General features: G+C 70.8%; 17 protein-coding genes. 10 read left to right on the plus strand and 7 right to left on the minus strand.

Annotated elements, in window-relative coordinates; all coding sequences use genetic code 11:
- Window positions 1–139: 139 nt before the first annotated feature.
- Genes VNT59_RS09205 through VNT59_RS09235 form a run of 7 tightly spaced genes read left to right on the plus strand, consistent with a single transcriptional unit; the run spans window position 140 to window position 7346 of the window.
- Window positions 140–733 carry a 2-oxoacid:acceptor oxidoreductase family protein gene (locus tag VNT59_RS09205; RefSeq protein WP_325498034.1) on the plus strand — a complete coding sequence of 198 codons (594 nt, stop codon included), beginning with the start codon at window positions 140–142 and terminating at the stop codon, window positions 731–733.
- Window positions 717–1970, plus strand: coding sequence for a pyruvate ferredoxin oxidoreductase (porA, locus tag VNT59_RS09210; RefSeq protein ID WP_325498035.1), 1254 nt, complete (start codon window positions 717–719; stop codon window positions 1968–1970). The genes VNT59_RS09205 and porA overlap by 17 nt, the downstream gene beginning before the upstream one ends.
- Complete coding sequence (locus VNT59_RS09215) at window positions 1970–2968, plus strand: thiamine pyrophosphate-dependent enzyme (protein WP_325498036.1); 999 nt, start codon at window positions 1970–1972, stop codon at window positions 2966–2968. The genes porA and VNT59_RS09215 overlap by 1 nt, the downstream gene beginning before the upstream one ends.
- 2 nt (window positions 2969–2970) lie before the next feature.
- Window positions 2971–4599, plus strand: a complete 1629-nt coding sequence (locus tag VNT59_RS09220; protein WP_325498037.1) for an NAD(P)-binding protein — start codon at window positions 2971–2973, stop codon at window positions 4597–4599.
- 13 nt (window positions 4600–4612) lie between these two features.
- Complete coding sequence (locus tag VNT59_RS09225; protein WP_325498038.1) at window positions 4613–5356, plus strand: (Fe-S)-binding protein; 744 nt, start codon at window positions 4613–4615, stop codon at window positions 5354–5356.
- Window positions 5353–6756 carry a lactate utilization protein B gene (locus VNT59_RS09230; RefSeq protein ID WP_325498039.1) on the plus strand — a complete coding sequence of 468 codons (1404 nt, stop codon included), beginning with the start codon at window positions 5353–5355 and terminating at the stop codon, window positions 6754–6756. Before VNT59_RS09225 ends, VNT59_RS09230 begins: the two co-directional genes overlap by 4 nt.
- Window positions 6753–7346, plus strand: coding sequence for a LutC/YkgG family protein (locus tag VNT59_RS09235; RefSeq protein ID WP_325498040.1), 594 nt, complete (start codon window positions 6753–6755; stop codon window positions 7344–7346). The genes VNT59_RS09230 and VNT59_RS09235 overlap by 4 nt, the downstream gene beginning before the upstream one ends.
- Here the strand turns inward: VNT59_RS09235 and VNT59_RS09240 are convergent.
- A complete protein-coding gene (locus tag VNT59_RS09240; protein WP_325498041.1) occupies window positions 7343–8236 on the minus strand; it encodes a DMT family transporter in 894 nt (297 codons plus the stop codon). The two genes, VNT59_RS09235 and VNT59_RS09240, sit on opposite strands and share 4 nt — an antisense overlap.
- Before the next feature lie 54 nt (window positions 8237–8290).
- Here VNT59_RS09240 and pyrF point away from each other — a divergent pair, with 54 nt between their 5' ends.
- A complete protein-coding gene (pyrF, locus tag VNT59_RS09245) occupies window positions 8291–9115 on the plus strand; it encodes an orotidine-5'-phosphate decarboxylase (protein ID WP_325498042.1) in 825 nt (274 codons plus the stop codon).
- Between the two features lie 43 nt (window positions 9116–9158).
- On the opposite strand, the gene VNT59_RS09250 is transcribed toward pyrF, so the two are convergent.
- The 4 genes from VNT59_RS09250 to uvrA form a co-directional block, all read right to left on the minus strand.
- Window positions 9159–9425 carry a hypothetical protein gene (locus VNT59_RS09250; protein WP_325498043.1) on the minus strand — a complete coding sequence of 89 codons (267 nt, stop codon included), beginning with the start codon at window positions 9423–9425 and terminating at the stop codon, window positions 9159–9161.
- Between the two features lie 62 nt (window positions 9426–9487).
- Entirely contained in the window at window positions 9488–10534 is a 1047-nt protein-coding gene (locus VNT59_RS09255) for an aldo/keto reductase (RefSeq protein WP_325498044.1), read from the minus strand.
- 87 nt (window positions 10535–10621) lie between these two features.
- Window positions 10622–11695 carry a polysaccharide deacetylase family protein gene (locus VNT59_RS09260; protein ID WP_325498045.1) on the minus strand — a complete coding sequence of 358 codons (1074 nt, stop codon included), beginning with the start codon at window positions 11693–11695 and terminating at the stop codon, window positions 10622–10624.
- Window positions 11696–11784: 89 nt separating this feature from the next.
- Entirely contained in the window at window positions 11785–14874 is a 3090-nt protein-coding gene (uvrA, locus tag VNT59_RS09265) for an excinuclease ABC subunit UvrA (RefSeq protein ID WP_325498046.1), read from the minus strand.
- A 126-nt stretch (window positions 14875–15000) separates the two neighbouring features.
- On the opposite strand from uvrA, the gene VNT59_RS09270 reads away from it, so the two are divergent.
- Both VNT59_RS09270 and ssb read left to right on the plus strand, forming a co-directional pair.
- On the plus strand, window positions 15001–16209 hold the full coding sequence (locus VNT59_RS09270) for an MFS transporter (protein ID WP_325498051.1): 1209 nt from the start codon (window positions 15001–15003) through the stop codon (window positions 16207–16209).
- A gap of 31 nt (window positions 16210–16240) precedes the next feature.
- Entirely contained in the window at window positions 16241–16732 is a 492-nt protein-coding gene (gene ssb / locus VNT59_RS09275) for a single-stranded DNA-binding protein (protein WP_325498047.1), read from the plus strand.
- Here ssb and VNT59_RS09280 read toward each other — a convergent pair.
- Both VNT59_RS09280 and mnmA read right to left on the minus strand, forming a co-directional pair.
- Window positions 16729–16959, minus strand: coding sequence for a hypothetical protein (locus VNT59_RS09280; RefSeq protein ID WP_325498048.1), 231 nt, complete (start codon window positions 16957–16959; stop codon window positions 16729–16731). The two genes, ssb and VNT59_RS09280, sit on opposite strands and share 4 nt — an antisense overlap.
- A gap of 82 nt (window positions 16960–17041) precedes the next feature.
- Window positions 17042–17987: tRNA 2-thiouridine(34) synthase MnmA (mnmA, locus tag VNT59_RS09285; protein ID WP_325498049.1), on the minus strand; the 946-nt coding region annotated here is incomplete at its 5' end.

Here is a 17987-nt window from a genome sequence, read left to right on the forward strand (position 1 = left end):
CGCCGAGCCGGGCAGTCGGCCGCGGCAGCGCCCCGCCAGGGGCCGCGGGCCGGTGGTGAATCGCGCTTGACCCACGTCAATGGGCCGGGCGGCGAAACACAAAGAATCGCCCATACAAGATTGTGGGAAGTGATTTCACATGCTGCAAATTCGCATTCACGGACGGGGCGGCCAGGGGGTGGTCACCGCGGCTGAAATGCTCTCGATCGCCGCGTTCGAGCAGGGGCGGCACGCCCAGGCGTTCCCGAGCTTCGGTTCCGAGCGCACCGGGGCGCCGGTGGTGGCGTTCTGCCGGATCGACGACCGCGAGATCCGGCTGCGCGAGCCGATCCTCGAGCCCGACGTGCTGATCGTGCAGGACCCCACGCTGCTGTACCAGGTCGACGTGTTCCAGGGCCTCAGGCCCGACGGCTACGTGCTGATCAACAGCAAGCGCAGCTTCGACGAGCTGGGCTTGGGCGAGATCGCGCAGCGGTTCCGGCGCGAGCGGCTGCTGACCGTGCCGGCGACCGAGATCGCGCTGAAGCACCTCGGCCGGCCGCTGCCCAACGCCGTGCTGCTCGGCGGCTTCGCCGCGCTGTCGGGGCTGGTCACGCTGGAGGCGGTGGCGCACGCGATCCGGCGCAAGTTTCCCACCCGCATCGCCGAGGCCAACGTGGCCGCGGCGACCGAGGCCGGTGCCGCCGTGCGGCGCGAACTGGAGCAATTGAACACCCATGCTCAAGCAAATTGAAGGCTCCCAGGCGGTCGCCGAAGCCGTGGCACTGGCCCGGCCCGAGGTGATCTGCGCCTATCCGATCTCGCCGCAGACCCACATCGTCGAGGGGCTCGGCGAACTGGTGAAGGACGGCTCGCTGCAGCCGTGCGAATTCATCAACGTGGAGAGCGAGTTCGCCGCGATGAGCGTGGCGATCGGCTCCAGCGCCGCCGGCGCCCGCACCTACACGGCGACCGCGAGCCAGGGGCTGCTGTACATGGTGGAAGCGGTCTACAACGCGTCGGGGCTCGGGCTGCCGATCGTGATGACGGTGGCCAACCGCGCGATCGGCGCGCCGATCAACATCTGGAACGACCACAGCGACTCGATGAGCCAGCGCGATTGCGGCTGGATCCAGCTGTTCGCCGAGAGCAACCAGGAGGCGCTGGACCTGCACATCCAGGCGTTCAAGCTGGCCGAGGAGCTCTCGATGCCGGTGATGGTGTGCATGGACGGCTTCATCCTGACCCACGCCTACGAGCGGGTCAACCTGCCCAGCCAGGCCGACGTCGACGCCTTCCTGCCGCCCTACGAGCCGCGCCAGGTGCTCGACCCGGCCGACCCGGTGTCGATGGGCGCGATGGTCGGGCCCGAGGCGTTCATGGAAGTGCGCTACCTCGCCCACGCCAAGCAGACGATGGCGCTGGAGCGCATTCCGCAGATCGCTGACGAGTTCGAGGCCCGCTTCGGCCGCAACGCCGGCGGACTGGCCCGCTGCTACCGCTGCAACGACGCCGAGACCATCGTGGTGGCGCTCGGCTCGGTGCTGGGCACGATCAAGGACACGGTCGACGAACTGCGCGACGCGGGCATCAAGATCGGAGTGCTGGGCATCCAGTCGTTCCGGCCGTTCCCGCTGATCGCGGTGCGCTCCTTCCTGCACGAGGCCAAGCGGGTGGTGGTGCTGGAAAAGAGCTTCTCGGTCGGGCTCGGCGGGGTGGTCTCCACCGACGTGCGCATGGCGCTGGCCGGCCTGCCGACCCAGTGCTTCACCGTGATCGCCGGCCTCGGCGGCCGCGCGATCACCAAGGCCTCGCTGGCGCGCACCTTCAAGGAGGCGGCGGACGGCACGCTGCCGCCGCTCACGTTCATGGACCTCGACTGGCGCATCGTCAACCGGCAGCTCGAACGCGAAGCCGCCACCCGGCGCAGCGGGCCGATCGCCGAAAACCTGCTGCGCGACGTCGGCACCGTGGCCTCGAAGGTGATGTGATGAACGCCCCGATCAAGTTCTACCAGACCGGCACCTTCACCGTCGGCAACCGGCTGCTGGCGCCGGAGCAGCGCACGGTGCAGGCTTCGCTGGAACGCAGCAACTCGCTGAACTCCGGCCACCGCGCCTGCCAGGGCTGCGGCGAGGCGCTGGGCGCGCGCTATGCGGTCGACGCCGCGATGCGCGCGACCGACAACCAGCTCATCGCCGCGAACGCCACCGGCTGCCTCGAGGTGTTCTCGACGCCCTATCCGGAAACCTCGTGGCAACTGCCGTGGATCCATTCGCTGTTCGGCAACGCGGCCGCCGTCGGCACCGGCATCGCCGCGGCGCTCAAGGTCAAGGGCAGGAACAACGTCCGCGTCATCGCCCAGGGCGGCGACGGCGGCACCACCGACATCGGCTTCGGCTGCCTGTCGGGCATGTTCGAGCGCAACGACGACGTGCTGTACATCTGCTACGACAACGAGGCGTACATGAACACCGGCGTGCAGCGCAGCTCGGCGACCCCGCCGGGGGCGCGCACCGCGACCACCATGGCCGTCGGCGAGCAGCCCGGCGCGAACTTCGGCCAGGGCAAGAACGTGCCGCTGATCGCGATGGCGCACGAGATCCCCTATGTCGCCACCGCCACCGTGGCCGACCTGCACGACCTGGAGGACAAGGTGACCAGGGCGATGGCCATCCGCGGCGCCCGCTACCTGCACGTGCTGGTGCCCTGCCCGCTGGGCTGGGGCTCGGCCAGCAACGGCTCCGTCAAGCTGGCGCGGCTGGCGCGCGAGACCGGCATCTTCCCGGTGTTCGAAGCCGAGCGCGGCGAAGTCACCGCGGTCACCAAGATCCGCCGCCGGGTGCCGGTGGAGGAGTACCTGAAGCCCCAGAAGCGGTTTGCGCACCTGTTCGGCACGCCCGGCCATCCCGAGATGCTCGCGCGGATCCAGGCCGACGCCGACCGCAACATCCGCCGGTTCGGCCTGCTCGACGAGGCCGCGGAATGACCATGCAGAAACCTTTTGCCATCACGCTCGACGTCGGTTCGTCCCTGGCCAACAAGACCGGCTCGTGGCGCACCGAACGGCCGGTCTACGTCGACCGGCTGCCGCCCTGCAACGCCCAGTGCCCGGCCGGCGAGGACATCCAGGGCTGGCTGTTCCACGCCGAAAGCGGCGACTACGAACAAGCCTGGCGGCACCTGACGCGCGAGAACCCGTTCCCGGCGATCATGGGGCGCGTCTGCTACCACACCTGCGAAGGCGCCTGCAACCGCGGCAAGCTCGACCAGGCCGTCGGCATCAACTCGGTGGAGCACTTCCTGGGCGACGAGGCGCTCAAGCGCGGCTGGGCGTTCGAGCCGCCGGCGCAGGAATCGGGCAAGCACGTGCTGATCGTCGGCGCCGGCCCCTCCGGCATGTCGGCCGCCTACCACCTGCGGCGCCTGGGCCACCGCGTCACCGTCAAGGAGGCCGGCCCGCTGATGGGCGGCATGATGCGCTTCGGCATCCCGAAATACCGGTTGCCGCGCGACGTGCTCGACGCCGAGATGCAGCGCATCGTCGCCATGGGCGTGCAGGTCGAACTGAACGCGAAGGTGGCCCGCATCGAGGACGAGATGAAGGCCGGCAGGTTCGATGCCGCCTTCCTGGCCGTGGGCGCCCACATCGCCAAGCGCGCCTTCATTCCGGCCAAGGATTCGTCGCGCATCCTCGACGCGGTCGCGGTGCTGCGCTCGATGGAAGGCGAGGACAAGCCGATGCTGGGCCGCCGGGTGGTGGTCTACGGCGGCGGCAACACGGCGTTCGACGTCGCGCGCACCGCCAAGCGGCTGGGCGCGACCGAGGCCGTGATCGTCTACCGCCGCAACCGCGAGAAGATGCCGGCGCACGACTTCGAGTGCGAGGAAGCGCTGGCCGAGGGCGTGATGGTCAAGTGGCTCTCCACCATCAAGCAGGCCGGCGAGGGCGCGCTCACGATCGAGAAAATGAAGCTCGACGACAAGGGCAACCCGCAGCCGACCGGCGAGTTCGAGACGCTGGAGGCCGATTCGCTGGTGCTGGCGCTCGGCCAGGACGTCGACCTCTCGCTGCTCGAGGGCGTGCCCGGGCTGCAGGTCAAGGACGGCGTGGTGCAGGTCGACCCGAAGACGATGATGACCGGCTATCCCGGCCTGTTCGCCGGCGGCGACATGGTGCCCGCGGACCGCAACGTCACCGTGGCCGTCGGCCACGGCAAGAAGGCGGCGCGCCAGATCGACGCCTGGCTGCGCGACGTCGCGCTGGAGCCGGCGCCCAAGCATCCGCTGGCCACCTTCGAGCGGCTGAACCCCTGGTACTACAGCGATGCGCCCAAGACCATGCGGCCGCAGCTCGACGCCGGCCGCCGGTCGAGCAGCTTCGACGAGGTGCAGGGCAGCCTGACCGAGGAGAACGCGCTGTTCGAGGCGCGCCGCTGCCTGTCGTGCGGCAACTGCTTCGAGTGCGACAACTGCTACGGCGTGTGCCCCGACAACGCCGTGATCAAGCTGGGCCCCGGCAACCGGTTCCGGTTCAACCTCGACTACTGCAAGGGCTGCGGCGTGTGCGCCTCCGAATGCCCGTGCGGCGCGATCGAGATGGTGCCCGAGTCGATCTGAACGCCCGCGCCGCATGAAGGTCGCGCTCTTCATACCCTGCTATGTGGACGCGTTCTTCCCGGCGGTGGGAATCGCGACCCTGGAGCTGCTGGAGCGCGTCGGCTGCGAGGTCGTGTACCCGCTGGAGCAGACCTGCTGCGGCCAGCCGATGGCCAACGCCGGCTGCCAGGACGACGCGCTGGCGGCGGAGGCGCTGTTCGCCAGGAACTTCGCGCCCTACGAGCACATCGTCACGCCGTCGGGCAGCTGCTGCCACCACGTGCGCGAGCACCTGACCGCGATCGAGCAGACGCCGGCGGTGCGGGCGGTGCGCCGCAACACCTACGAGCTGGTGGAGTTCCTGCACGACGTGCTGCAGGTGCGCGAATTTCCGTGGGCCGAGTTCCCGCACAAGGTGGGCCTGCACATCGGCTGCTCCACGCTGCGCGGCCTGAACCAGGCCAGCACCTCGGAGATCGCCGGTCCGGCCTTCAACAAGCCGCGGGCGCTGCTCTCGGCGGTGAAGGGCATCGAGTTCGTGCAGCCGCAGCGCGTCGACGAGTGCTGCGGCTTCGGCGGCACCTTCTCGGTGTTCGAGGAGCCGGTTTCCGCGCGCATGGGCCAGGACAAGGTGCGCGACCACGCAGCGGCCGGCGCCCGCTACATCGTCTCGCCCGACATGTCGTGCCTGATGCACCAGCAGGGCTGCGCACAGCGGCTGGGGCTGGGCATCAGGTTCATGCACATCGCCCAGGTGCTCAACGGAGCGCGCGAATGACGCTGCCGGGCGCCAGCGGCCCCCGCATCGACCATGCGCAGGCCTCGTCGGCCTTCATCGCCTCGCCGCCGCATGTCGAGTTCCACGACCGGCGGCTGTGGGAGATCCGCCGCAAGCGCGACGCCCAGTGCCAGGCGATCGCGGAGTGGGAACAGCTGCGCTCGCTCGCGTCGGCGATCAAGGAGCACACGCTGACGCACCTGTCGCAGTACCTGGAGCAGTTCGAGCGCAACGCCGCGGCCAACGGCGTCGCCGTGCACTGGGCGCGCGACGCGGCCGAGCACAACCAGATCGTGCATCAGCTGCTGGGCCTGCGCGGCATCACCACGCTGGTCAAGAGCAAGTCGATGCTCACCGACGAATGCGAGCTGCGGCCGTTCCTCGCCCGCCGCGGGATCGAGGTGGTCGAGACCGACCTGGGCGAGCGGATCCAGCAGCTCGACGACGAGCCGCCCAGCCACATCGTCATGCCCGCCGTGCACAAGCTGCGCGGCGACGTGGCCGAAGTGTTCGGCCGCACCATCGGCACGGATCCGGCCAACAGCGACGTGTTCTACCTGGCCGAGGGCCAGCGCCAGCACACGCGGCCGTACTACCTGAAGGACAACGTGGCCGGCATGACCGGCGCCAACTTCGCCATCGCCGAGACCGGCTCGTTCGTGGTGTGCACCAACGAAGGCAACGCCGACCTCAGCGCCAACGTCCCGCGCCTGCACATCGCGTCGATCGGCATCGAGAAGCTGATTCCCAGCGTGGAGCACCTGGGCGTCTTCATCCGCATGCTGTCGCGCAGCGCGCTCGGCTCGCCGATCACCCAGATCACGTCGCACTTCCGCGCGCCGCGCCCCGGCACGGAACTGCACGTGGTGCTGGTCGACAACGGCCGCTCCGAGCGGCTCGGCATGGCCGACTTCTGGACCTCGCTCAAGTGCATCCGCTGCGGCGCCTGCATGAACACCTGCCCGGTCTACCGGCGCAGCGGCGGGCTCAGCTACGGCGCCACCTACTCGGGCCCGATCGGGGTCATCGTCGACCCGACCTTCAACCTGCGCAAGTACAGCGCGCTGCCGTACGCGTCCACCATGAACGGCAGCTGCAGCAACGTCTGTCCCGTGAAGATCAACATCCACGAGCAGATCTTCCGCTGGCGCCAGGTGATCGCCGAGCGGCGCCAGCTGCCGCTGGCCAAGAAGGAGGCGATGCGGGTCGCCGGGCGCATCCTCGGCAGCCCGCGCCTGTACCGCGCCGCGGTGCGCGCCGCCGCGGCCGGACTCGACCACCTGCCGCGCTTCATGATCTACAACCCGTTCAACGCCTGGGGCAAGCAGCGCGAACTGCCGGCCACGCCGCCGCTCACCTTTCGCGAGTGGTACCTGAAGCACCGCGGCGGTCCGCCATGAGCTCGCGCGAATTCATCCTGGCCAACGTCCGGCGGCGCCAGCCGCCGGCGGCCGCGCTGCCGGCGGTGCCGCGCTTCGAGCGGCCGCCGGTCGACCTGCCGGTCGCGTTCGGCGACGCGCTGGCGGCGATGGGCGGACGGCTGGCGGTCCCGGCCGGCGGTCAGTCGCTGGATGAGGTCGTGGCGAGCCTGTTTCCGGGGGCCGCGAACGTCTGTTCGGCCACGCCGCAGGTTCGCGGCAGCCGCGACGTCGCCTCGGTGCAGGACCCGCGCGAGCTGAGCGACGTCGACGTCGGCGTGGTGCGCGCCGCGTTCGGGGTGGCGGAAACCGGCTCGGTCGCGCTCAGCGAACGGGAATTCGGGGTCAACGCGCTGGGCTTCCTGTCGCAGCATCTGGTGGTGCTGCTCGATCCGGCCGCCATCCTGGCCGACCTGGCGACCGCCTACCGGCAGCCCTGGTGGCGCGAGGTCCGCTACGGCACCCTGCTCACGGGCCCGTCGGCGACGGCGGACATCGAAGGGGTGCTGGTGCGCGGCGCCCAGGGCATCCGCAGCCTGACGGTGGTCCTGGCCGGCGCCGCCGGGGGCTAGGCAGCGGCCGGCGCCGGCCGGCCCGGCCACAGCACCGACGCGATCGCCACCACCATCAGCAGCACGGCGGCCCAGTCCTGCCAGTGCAGCACCTCGCCGAGCCACAGCGCGCCGACGAACACGCCCAGCACCGGGATGAACATCACGCTGAGCGTGGACGCCACCGGCGGCAGGTTGCGCGCCAGCGACAGCCAGGCCGCCTGCGAGAAGCCGAAGATCAGGATCGCGTTGTAGGCAATGGCGCCCCAAGCGGCCGGCCCCGGCAGCTGCCATTGCTGGCGCTCGAAAGCGACGGCGAGCACGGTGGCGACGACGCCCGACAGCGCCGTCATCCAGAACGACAGCGTCAGCGTCGGCACCTCGATGCGGCTGCGCCGCAGCAGCTGCGTGCCCAGCGCCCAGACGGCGGCCGAGAACAGCGCCAGCGCGACGCCCCAGGGGCGGCCGGCCAGCACGGTGAACTCGTGCCAGAGCAGCAAGGCCACGCCCACGGCCGCCGCCCCGACGCCCAGCCAGCCGCGCGCGGCCAGCCTGGTGTGGAACAGCAGCGCGCCGAACACCGCGGAGAAGATCGGCATGGTGTAGGCCAGGATCGCCGCGCGGCCGCTGGAGAGCGAGCGCAGCGCCAGGATCATGCAGACGTTCCACACCACCATGTTGGTCAGCGCCAGCCAGAACAGCTCGCCCCACGACCGGCGCGGCACGCGGAACGGCACCTTCAGCGCCAGCAGCACCGCGGCCAGCACCGGCAGGCCGGCCAGCACCGTCACGGCGCGAAAGCTCAGGGCCGGGAAGTTGCTGACGCCCAGCTTCATCACCGGCCAGTTCAGGCCCCACGTGAGGGTGAGGAGGACGAGGGTGACGAGCTGTTGTCGGCTGAGACGCTGCATGGCAGCGCGATTGTCCGCCATCGCTCGCCACCCCCCCTCACTACAATTTGGCGCATGACCTTCATCGACATGCTCCAGGACGCGCAGCAGCGCAACGGCTCCATGCTGTGCGTCGGCCTGGACCCGGATCCGGCGCGCTTCCCGGCCGCGCTCAAGGGCGACGCCAGCCGCATCTACGACTTCTGCGCGGCGATCGTCGATGCGACCGCCGATCTGGCGATCGCGTTCAAGCCGCAGATCGCGTATTTCGCGGCCCATCGCGCCGAGCTCCAGCTGGAGCACCTGATCCACCACATGCGCCGCGCGGCGCCGCACGTGCCGGTGATCCTGGATGCCAAGCGCGGCGACATCGGCTCGACCGCGGAGCAGTACGCGCGCGAGGCGTTCGAGCGCTATGGGGCCGACGCCGTCACCCTGTCGCCGTTCATGGGCTTCGACTCGGTGCAGCCGTACCTGCAATACGAGGGCAAGGGCGCGTTCCTGTTGTGCCGCACCTCCAATCCCGGCGGCGACGACCTGCAGAACCAGCGGCTGGCGTCCGTGGACGGCCAGCCGCTGCTGTACGAGCACGTGGCCAGGCTGGCGCAGGGGCCGTGGAACGTCAACGGCCAGCTCGGCCTGGTGGTCGGCGCGACCTATCCGGCGGAAATCGAGCGCGTGCGCCAGGTCGCGCCGACGGTGCCGCTGCTGATTCCCGGCGTCGGCGCGCAAGGCGGCGACGCGGCCGCGACCGTGAAGGCGGGCTGGCGCGCGGATGCGCCGATCGTCGTCAACTCCTCGCGCGCGATCCTCTATGCGTCCGGCGGCGACGACTTTGCCGACGCGGCGCGGCGCGAGGCCGTGAAGACGCGCGACCTGCTGGCGGCGGCGCGCCCCTGAGGCGGAGGCAAGCGCCGGACACGCCAGCCGCGCGCGACCCGATCTACTCGGCGCTTGCCGATCGGCCGCGGGCGGCGACCAGGCAGAAGCGGCGCAATTGCGCTTCGGTCTCGCGCCGCTCCTGGTCGTTGCCGAAGGGCTCGGCCGACTTCATCGCCGACGCCACGCAACGGCTCGCCACGGCCGTGTCGTCGAACTGGTCGCAGGCGGACAACGCAGCGACCGAGCCGATCGCCAAGGCGGCGAGCAGCGGGCGGCCGGACCGGGCCAAGCCGTGGCGCCGGGTCCCGGCGGCTGCCAGGTGGGACATGGACACCTCCATCTGACGTTCGGGCCGCGGCATGGCGTTCGCCGCGGCTCCTGGTTGGCTCCCTACGGCCGTTGCGCGTCGGCCAGCTGCTGCTGGCGGTGCCCGCCCTGGCGTTCGAGCATCCAGGCCGGGTATTCCGAAGGCAGGCGGCTGACCGCGTCGAGCTGCGCCAGCTCCTCGGGCGCCAGCCGCACCTGCGTCGCGGCGATGTTGTCGGCGAGCTGCTCCTGCCGCTTCGCGCCGACGATCACCGTCGTCACCGCCGGCTGCTGCAGCAGCCACGCGAGCGCCACCTGCGCCACCGAGACGCCGTGCGCGTGGGCGATGCCGCGCATCGCATCGACGCAGTCCCAGGCGCGGTCCTTGTCCACCGGCGGAAAATCGAAGGCGATCCGGCGGCTGCCGGCCTCGGCCTGCTGCTGCCGGTCGTACTTGCCGCTCAGCAGCCCGCCGGCCAGCGGGCTCCACACCATGAGGCCCAGCCCTTCGCTGCGCAGCAGCGGCACCAGCTCGCGCTCCAGGTCGCGCCCGGCCACCGTGTAGTAGGCCTGCAGCGACTCGAAGCGCGCCAGGCCCAGCCGCTCGGAGATGCCGAGCGCCTTCATGATCTGCCAGGCGGCCCAGTTGGACACGCCGACGTAGCGCACGTGCCCCTGCCGCACCAGCTGGTCGAGCGCCCGAACGGTCTCCTCGATCGGCGTCGCCGGGTCGAAGCCGTGGATCTGGTACAGGTCGATGTGGTCGACCTGCAGCCGCCGCAGGCTGGCCTTCACGCCGTCCATGATGTGGCCGCGCGAGTTGCCGCGCATGTTGGCGCCGGGGCCGGTCTCGCCGAAGACCTTGGTGGCGAGCACGACCTGCTCGCGCGGCACCTTCAGGTTGCGCAGCGCCTGGCCGGTGATCTGCTCGGACCGCCCTTCGGCATAGATGTCGGCGGTGTCGATGAAGTTGATGCCGGCGTCCAGCGCCTGGCCCACCAGCCGCTCGGCCTCGGCCTGCTGCAGCTGGCCGATCTGGGCCCACATGCCGCTGCTGCCGCCGAACGTCATCGTGCCGAGGCACAGCTGCGAAACGAACAGGCCGGTGCGGCCGAGCGGGACATGGCGCATGAACGAACTCCTGGGCGGCGCCGGACGGCGCGCCTGGACAGCATACGCCTGCGGCCGCCGCACCGCGCTGCCCGGCGGCCGGCGTCGTCAGGCGGCTTGCAGCATGCGGTGCACCAGCCGGCTGGGCACGAAGCCGCCGCGGTAGCCGCGGAACTCGAGATCGACGTCCGGGCGGCCGTGGAAGTAGAAGCGGCCCAGCCGCATCAGCCGCTGGTCGTCGGCCGCCGCCAGCGGATTGCGGGCGGGCTGCACCGTCAGCCCGATGCGCAGACCGGCCGCGCGCGCGGCCGCCGCCACGGCCGGCGAGTGGTTGCCGTTGGGATAGGCGATCGCCACCGGCGCCGTGCCGGTGATCGACCGCAGCGCCGCCTGGCACTGCTCGATCTGCCGGCGCGCCTCGTCGGGCGTGCAGCGGGTGAGGATGCCGTGGTCGGCCGTGTGGTTGCCCAGGTGCACCCAGCGGTTGCGCGCGAAGTCCGCCAGCTCGGCCGGCGCGAACGGGCGGTCGCCGTCGCCGCGCGGGCGCAGCGCCGCCGGGCCGTGACGGGCGCGCAGCACCCGCTCGATCTGGCCGGGCAGCAAGGCCTTGAACCGCCGCACCTGCGCATTGCGCGCCGAGGTCGAGAGCCCGGCTGCTGCCAGTTCGCGGTGGACGACATCCCACCAGAAGCCGCGCCCTTCGAGCACGTGGTTGGACGAAATGAAGAAGGCCGCGGGCACGCGGCAGGACTCGAGCACGTCGAGCGCCAGCGTGTTGTTGAAGTAGCCGTCGTCGAAGGTGAACAGCACGTACTTGCCGCCGGGGGCCAGCCCCGCCGCCACCTGCTCGGGCGTCACGGCCACATAGCCGCACTCCAGCATCGCCTCGACCAGCGCCCGGAAATCTTCGACGCAGACGTTCTGGTTGGGCGCCAGCGCGGGGTCGTGCAGTTCGGCGCGGCTGCGGCACAGCGAATGCAGCGCCAGCACCACCAAGCCCGGCGTGTCGCGGACCCAGCCCGGCGTCAGGGCCGCGCAGATGGCATCGGCCGCGGCGAGCCCGGCGCGCGCCAGCCGGCGCGCCAGCGGCTGCGATGCCCGCGGCGGATGAGGGACGCCGCCGGCGGCAGCAGCGGCCTCGGGACGCAGTTCGTTGGTGTGGCTCAGCAGGTTGTCCGGCATCGCCCGATGGTGGCGTGCCGGGGAAGCTCGACCATGGTTGCCGAACGCAAGTGTCCGCAGCGCCGCGTTACGGCACGCTCGCGTTGCGCTCAGAGCAGGCGTTTCAGGTAGCGGCCGGTGTGGCTGGCGGCATTGGCGGCGATGGCTTCCGGCGTGCCGACGCCGACCAGCTCGCCGCCGCCGGCGCCGCCTTCCGGCCCCATGTCGATCACCCAGTCGGCGGTCTTGATCACGTCGAGGTTGTGTTCGATCACGACGATGGTGTTGCCGGCGTCGCGCAACTGGTGCAGCACCTTCAGCAGCAGGTCGATGTCGGCGAAGTGCAGGCCGGTGGTGGGCTCGTCCAGGATGTACAGCGTGCGGCCGGTGTCGCGCTTGGACAGCTCCAGCGCCAGCTTGACGCGCTGCGCCTCGCCGCCCGACAGCGTCGTCGCCGCCTGGCCCAGCTTGACGTACGACAGGCCCACGTCGAGCAGCGTCTGCAGCTTGCGGGCAATGGCCGGCACCGGCTTCAGGAACAGGTGCGCGTCCTCCACCGTCATGTCCAGGATCTGCGCGATGTTGCGGCCCTTCCACTGCACTTCCAGGGTTTCGCGGTTGTAGCGCTGGCCGTGGCAGACGTCGCAGGGCACGTAGACGTCGGGCAGGAAATGCATCTCCACCTTGACCACGCCGTCGCCCTGGCAGGCCTCGCAGCGGCCGCCGGCCACGTTGAAGCTGAAGCGGCCGGGGCCGTAGCCGCGCTCCTTGGCCGTCGTGGTGTCGGCCATCAGCTCGCGGATCGGCGTGAACAGCCCGGTATAGGTGGCCGGGTTGCTGCGCGGCGTGCGGCCGATCGGCGACTGGTCGACGTTGATCACCTTGTCGAAATACTCGATGCCCTCGATCGCCTCGTGCGGCGCCGGCTCCTCGTGCGCCCGGTACAAGGTGCGCGCCACCGCCGCATACAGGGTGTCGTTGACCAGCGTGGACTTGCCCGACCCGGAGACGCCGGTGACGCAGGTCAGCAGCCCCACCGGGAACGCGACGGTCACGCGCTTGAGGTTGTTGCCGGTGGCGCCGACCACGCGGATTTCCTGCAGCGGGCCCTGCGTCGCCCGATGCGCTGCCTCGCGCTCGGCGCGGCGGCTCGCCGCCGGGCTGGGCGGAAAGCGCGGGGCCGGCCGGGCCTCGCGCGCCGGCGCCGCCACCGCCGGCAGCCAGGGGGTGCGGCGCGGCGGCACCGCGATCGACCTGGCGCCGGACAGGTACTGGCCGGTCAGGGAGCCGGGCGTGGCCTGCACTTCCTGGTAGCTGCCTTGCGCCATCACCTGCCCGCCGTGGATGCCGGCGCCGGGGCCGAGGTCGATCACATGGTCGGCGGCGCGGATCATGTCCTCGTCGTGCTCGACCACCAGGACGCTGTTGCCGATGTCGCGCAGGTGCTTGAGGGTCTCGATCAGCCGGTCGTTGTCGCGCTGGTGCAGGCCGATGCTGGGCTCGTCGAGCACGTACATCACGCCGGTCAGGCCCGAGCCGATCTGCGAGGCCAGCCGGATGCGCTGCGCCTCGCCGCCGGAGAGCGTCTCGGCGCTGCGGTCCAGGCTGAGGTAGTTCAGGCCGACGTCGTTGAGGAACTTCAGCCGCAAGCCGATCTCGCGCACCACCTTGTCGGCAATCTCGCCCTTGGCGCCGTGCAGCTTCAGGTGCGAAAAGTAATCCAGGCTCTCGCGCAGCGTGGCATGGCTGATCTCGAAGATCGCCCGGGCCTGCTCGCCTTCGCCCACCTTGACGTGGCGCGCTTCGCTGCGCAGCCGCGTGCCCTGGCACTCGGGGCACGGCTGCAGGCTGCGGTAGCGGGCCAGTTCCTCGCGCACCATCGCCGAGTCGGTCTCGCGGTAGCGGCGCTCCATGTTCGGCAGCACCCCCTCGAACGGGTGCTTCTTGGTGACCTTGCGGCCGGCCGAGGCGCCGGACTCCAGCGTGTAGGTGAACCGGATCTCGTCCTCGCCCGAGCCCCGCAGGATCGCCTCGCGCACCGGCTGCGGCAGTTCCTCGAACGGGGTGTCGACGTCGAAGCCGTAATGCCTGGCCAGGCTCTCGATCAGCGCGAAGTAGTAGCCGTTGCGCCGGTCCCAGCCGCGGATCGCGCCGCTGGCCAGCGACAGCGACGGGAAGGCGACGACCCGGGCCGGATCGAAGAACTCGCGGTGGCCCAGCCCGTCGCAGGCGGGGCAGGCCCCGACCGGCGAATTGAAGGAGAACAGCCGCGGTTCGAGTTCGGCGATCGAATAGTTGCAGATCGGGCAGGCGAACTTGGCGTTGAACCAGTGCTCGCCGGGCGGCGAGTGGGCCGGCGCCGGCGCGGCCGCGCGCTCCGGCGGCGGCGGGTCCATCTCCACCGCGACGGCGCGGCCGTCGGCCAGCCGCAGCGCCGCCTCGAAGCTTTCGGCCAGCCGCTGCTGCACGTCCGGGCGCACGCGCAGCCGGTCGATCACGACGTCGATGTCGTGCTTCTCGGCCTTCTTCAGCTTCGGCAGCGCGTCCACCTCGTACGCCTGGCCGTCGATGCGAAAGCGCACGTAGCCGCGCGACTGCATCTCGGCGAACAGCTCGGCGAATTCGCCCTTGCGGTCGCGCACCACCGGCGCCACGATCATCAGCCGCGACTCGGCCGGCAGGGCCAGCGCCGCGTCCACCATCTGCGACACGGTCTGCGACTGCAGCGGCACCCCGTGCTCGGGGCAGTAAGGCGTGCCGGCGCGGGCGAACAGCAGCCGCAGGTAGTCGTGGATCTCGGTCACGGTGCCGACCGTCGAGCGCGGGTTGTGCGAGGTCGCCTTCTGCTCGATCGAGATCGCGGGCGACAGGCCCTCGATCACGTCGACGTCGGGCTTGTCCATCAGCTGCAGGAACTGGCGGGCATAGGCCGAAAGGCTCTCGACATACCGGCGCTGGCCCTCGGCGTACAAGGTGTCGAAGGCGAGCGACGACTTGCCCGACCCCGACAGCCCGGTGATCACCACCAGCTGGTTGCGCGGGATGTCGAGGTCGATGTTCTTGAGGTTGTGGGTGCGCGCCCCGCGGATGCTGATCCGCTGGGCCTGCGTCGCGGCGGCGGCGCCGCTCGCGCGAGGCTCGGGCAACGGGCCGTCGGTCTCGGTCGTCAAGGTCGGGGGTGGGCCGGGAAAACCCAACATGATAGACCGGCAAGGATGGGCGCGCAGCGGGGAGTCAGCCGGAATGCCGGAGAATGGCGGGTTCCCGGCCCCGTCCGGCTCGTCCGTTTGACCGTGAATACCAATCCCCCCAACATTTCCAGCCGCATGACGCCGGCCGAGCGCCGCGCCAGCGGCTCGCTGGCGCTGATCTTCGCCGCCCGGATGCTGGGCCTGTTCCTGGTGCTGCCGGTGTTCGCCCTGGAAGCGGCCCGCTATCCCGGCGGCGACGACCCCAGCCGGGTCGGCATGGCGATGGGCATCTACGGCCTGACGCAGGGCCTGCTGCAATATCCGTACGGCATGGCATCGGACCGGTTCGGCCGGAAGCGGGTGATCGTCCTGGGGCTGCTGGTGTTCGCGCTCGGCAGCTTCGTCGCCGCGATCGCCCACACGCTGGAAGGGCTGATCGTCGGCCGGGCGCTGCAGGGCGCGGGCGCCGTGTCGGCCGCCGTCACTGCGCTGCTGGCCGACCAGACCCGCGACGAGGTCCGCACCAAGGCGATGGCGATGGTCGGCGCCAGCATCGGCCTGATGTTCGCCGTGTCGCTGGTGGCCGCGCCATTGCTGGGGGCCCGCATCGGGCTGGCCGGGCTGTTCGGCGTCACCTGCGTGCTGGCGCTGGCGTGCATCGCCGTCGTGCTCTGGTGGACCCCGCGCGAACCGGTGCTGCACAAGGACACGCCGCGCGGCCGCCTGTCCGAGGTGCTGAGCCACGGCGGCCTGCTGCGGCTGGACATCGGCGTGTTCATCCTGCATGCCGTGCAGCTGGCGATGTGGGTGGCGATCCCGGCGCTGCTGGTGCAGGCCGGCTTGCCCAAGGACCGGCACTGGCACGTCTACCTGCCGGCGGTGCTCGCTTCGTTCTTCGTGATGGGCGGCACGCTGTTCCCGCTGGAGCGGCGCGGCCACCTGCGCGCGGTGTTCCTGGGCGCGGTGGGCCTGGTCGCGCTGGTGCAGCTTGGCCTGCTGTTCGTGGCCGACCAGCCGACGGTCCTGACGCTGAGCGTGCTGCTGTTCCTGTTCTTTTGCGGCTTCAACGTGCTGGAGGCCAGCCAGCCGAGCCTGGCCTCGCGGCTGGCGCCGCCGCACGCCCGCGGCTCGGCACTGGGCGTCTACAACACGCTGCAATCCCTGGGTTTCTTCGCGGGCGGGGCGGTCGGCGGCTGGCTCACCAAGAACGTTGGACCTGCGGGGCTGTTCGCGACCTGCGCCGGGCTGATGCTGGTCTGGTTCGCCGCCGCATGGCCCATGCGCGCGCCACGACCGAAGTCGGCCGAGGAAGTGCTGGCCGACGACGCCCAGGCGACACCATAATCGTCAGAACTGTTCAGAGGAAAAACACGCCATGGCATCCGTCAACAAAGTCATTCTGGTCGGCAACTGCGGCCGCGATCCCGAGATCCGCTACCTGCCCTCGGGCCAGGCGGTGGCCAATGTCAGCCTGGCCACCTCCAGCCGGCGCAAGGACAAGAACACCGGCGAGATGGTGGAAGACACCCAGTGGCACCGCATCACGTTCTATGACCGGCTGGCCGAGATCGCCGGCGAGTACGTGAAGAAGGGACGTCCGATCTATGTCGAGGGCCGCCTGAAGTACGGCAAGTACACCGGCCAGGACGGGGTCGAGAAGAACACCGTCGACATCATCGCGACCGAGCTGCAGCTGCTCGGGGGCCGCGAGGGCATGGGCGGCCCGTCCGACGAGGAAGGCGGCGGTGGCGGCGCTCAGCGCCGTGCCGCGCCGCCCCAGCGTCCGGCGGCCGCGCCGCAGCGTCCGGCCGCCCCGTCGAAGCCGTCGACCGGCTTCGACGACATGGACGACGACATTCCGTTCTAGGTCGGCGCCGTCATCGCCGCTGCCGGCCCGCCGCCAGCGCCGCCGGCCGGCTCGCCTGCCGGCGGGGCCTGTTGCGACAGGTGCGACAGGATCGCGCGCCAGGCGCCGGAGCGGTCGGCCGCCGGTTGTTCGCGCCGGCCGCTCTCGCGCTCGGCGGCCACCTGGGCACACGCTTCGCCGTAGCGTGTCACCAGGGCCAGCAGTTCATCTTGCCAACGGGAATTCATAGCTGACCTCGCACTGTCTGTCCGGCCATGGTGCCTCGGGATCGCGCCGGGCGCCATGATCTGGGACAGGAGTGCGCACAGGTCAGGCGAAGGCGGCGATCACGCCGCCGCCGAGGCACACCTCGCCGTCGTACAGCACGGCCGACTGGCCCGGGGTCACCGCCCACTGCGGCTCGTCAAAATCGAGATGGAATTCGCGCGCCGTGGCGCCGGGCATCGCGCAGGGCGCATCGGCCTGCCGGTAGCGGGTCTTGGCGGCATAGCGGCCAGCCGCCGGCGGCCGGCCGGCGACCCAGCTCGCGTCGGCGGCGTCCAGCGCGAGCGACTGCAGCCAGGGATGGTCGTGGCCCTGCACCACCCACAAGGTGTTGTGCTCGAGGTCCTTGCGGGCGACGAACCAGGGGGCGTGCTCGCCGCCGCCGCGCTGCGCGCCGCGTTCGCGGACGCCGCCGATGCCCAGTCCCTGCCGCTGGCCCAGCGTGTAGAAGCTCAGGCCCTGGTGCCGGCCGAGCACGCGGCCGCGCGGATCCTTGATCGGCCCCGGCTCCTTCGAGATGTAGCGGTTGAGGAACTCGCGGAAGGGGCGCTCGCCGATGAAGCAGATCCCCGTCGAGTCCTTCTTCTTCGCGTTGGGCAACCCGATCTCCTCGGCGATGCGCCGCACCTCGGTCTTGCGCAGCTCGCCGACCGGGAACAGCGTCTTGGCCAGCTGCGCCTGGTTCAGCCGGTGCAGGAAATAGCTCTGGTCCTTGGCCGGATCCAGGCCCTTGAGCAGCTCGAAGCGGGCGCCGTCCGGGGGCGCCGCCCCGTCCTGCGCCGGGGGGCTGGCCGGGTCGGCTGGTTGCCGGCGCACCCGCGCGTAATGCCCGGTGCCGATCTTGTCGGCGCCCAGGCGCATCGCGTGATCCAGGAAGGCCTTGAACTTGATCTCGGCGTTGCACAGCACGTCGGGGTTGGGTGTGCGCCCGGCCTGGTATTCGCGCAGGAATTCGGCGAAGACGCGGTCCTTGTACTCGGCGGCGAAGTTG

The sequence above is a fragment of the Ramlibacter sp. genome, from assembly GCF_035554825.1.
In the GTDB taxonomy this organism is placed as follows: domain Bacteria; phylum Pseudomonadota; class Gammaproteobacteria; order Burkholderiales; family Burkholderiaceae_C; genus Ramlibacter.

Bases quoted from the DNA above. Each gene is read 5' to 3' on its own strand.
- ssb (WP_325498047.1), top strand. From the start codon at position 16,241: ATGGCATCCGTCAACAAAGTCATTCTGGTCGGCAACTGCGGCCGCGAT.
- VNT59_RS09220 (WP_325498037.1), top strand. From the start codon at position 2,971: ATGCAGAAACCTTTTGCCATCACGCTCGACGTCGGTTCGTCCCTGGCC.
- pyrF (WP_325498042.1), top strand. From the start codon at position 8,291: ATGACCTTCATCGACATGCTCCAGGACGCGCAGCAGCGCAACGGCTCC.
- VNT59_RS09270 (WP_325498051.1), top strand. From the start codon at position 15,001: ATGACGCCGGCCGAGCGCCGCGCCAGCGGCTCGCTGGCGCTGATCTTC.
- VNT59_RS09225 (WP_325498038.1), top strand. From the start codon at position 4,613: ATGAAGGTCGCGCTCTTCATACCCTGCTATGTGGACGCGTTCTTCCCG.
- VNT59_RS09240 (WP_325498041.1), bottom strand. From the start codon at position 8,236: ATGCAGCGTCTCAGCCGACAACAGCTCGTCACCCTCGTCCTCCTCACC.
- uvrA (WP_325498046.1), bottom strand. From the start codon at position 14,874: ATGTTGGGTTTTCCCGGCCCACCCCCGACCTTGACGACCGAGACCGAC.
- VNT59_RS09205 (WP_325498034.1), top strand. From the start codon at position 140: ATGCTGCAAATTCGCATTCACGGACGGGGCGGCCAGGGGGTGGTCACC.
- VNT59_RS09255 (WP_325498044.1), bottom strand. From the start codon at position 10,534: ATGCGCCATGTCCCGCTCGGCCGCACCGGCCTGTTCGTTTCGCAGCTG.
- VNT59_RS09250 (WP_325498043.1), bottom strand. From the start codon at position 9,425: ATGTCCCACCTGGCAGCCGCCGGGACCCGGCGCCACGGCTTGGCCCGG.
- VNT59_RS09235 (WP_325498040.1), top strand. From the start codon at position 6,753: ATGAGCTCGCGCGAATTCATCCTGGCCAACGTCCGGCGGCGCCAGCCG.
- VNT59_RS09215 (WP_325498036.1), top strand. From the start codon at position 1,970: ATGAACGCCCCGATCAAGTTCTACCAGACCGGCACCTTCACCGTCGGC.
- VNT59_RS09280 (WP_325498048.1), bottom strand. From the start codon at position 16,959: ATGAATTCCCGTTGGCAAGATGAACTGCTGGCCCTGGTGACACGCTAC.
- porA (WP_325498035.1), top strand. From the start codon at position 717: ATGCTCAAGCAAATTGAAGGCTCCCAGGCGGTCGCCGAAGCCGTGGCA.
- VNT59_RS09260 (WP_325498045.1), bottom strand. From the start codon at position 11,695: ATGCCGGACAACCTGCTGAGCCACACCAACGAACTGCGTCCCGAGGCC.
- VNT59_RS09230 (WP_325498039.1), top strand. From the start codon at position 5,353: ATGACGCTGCCGGGCGCCAGCGGCCCCCGCATCGACCATGCGCAGGCC.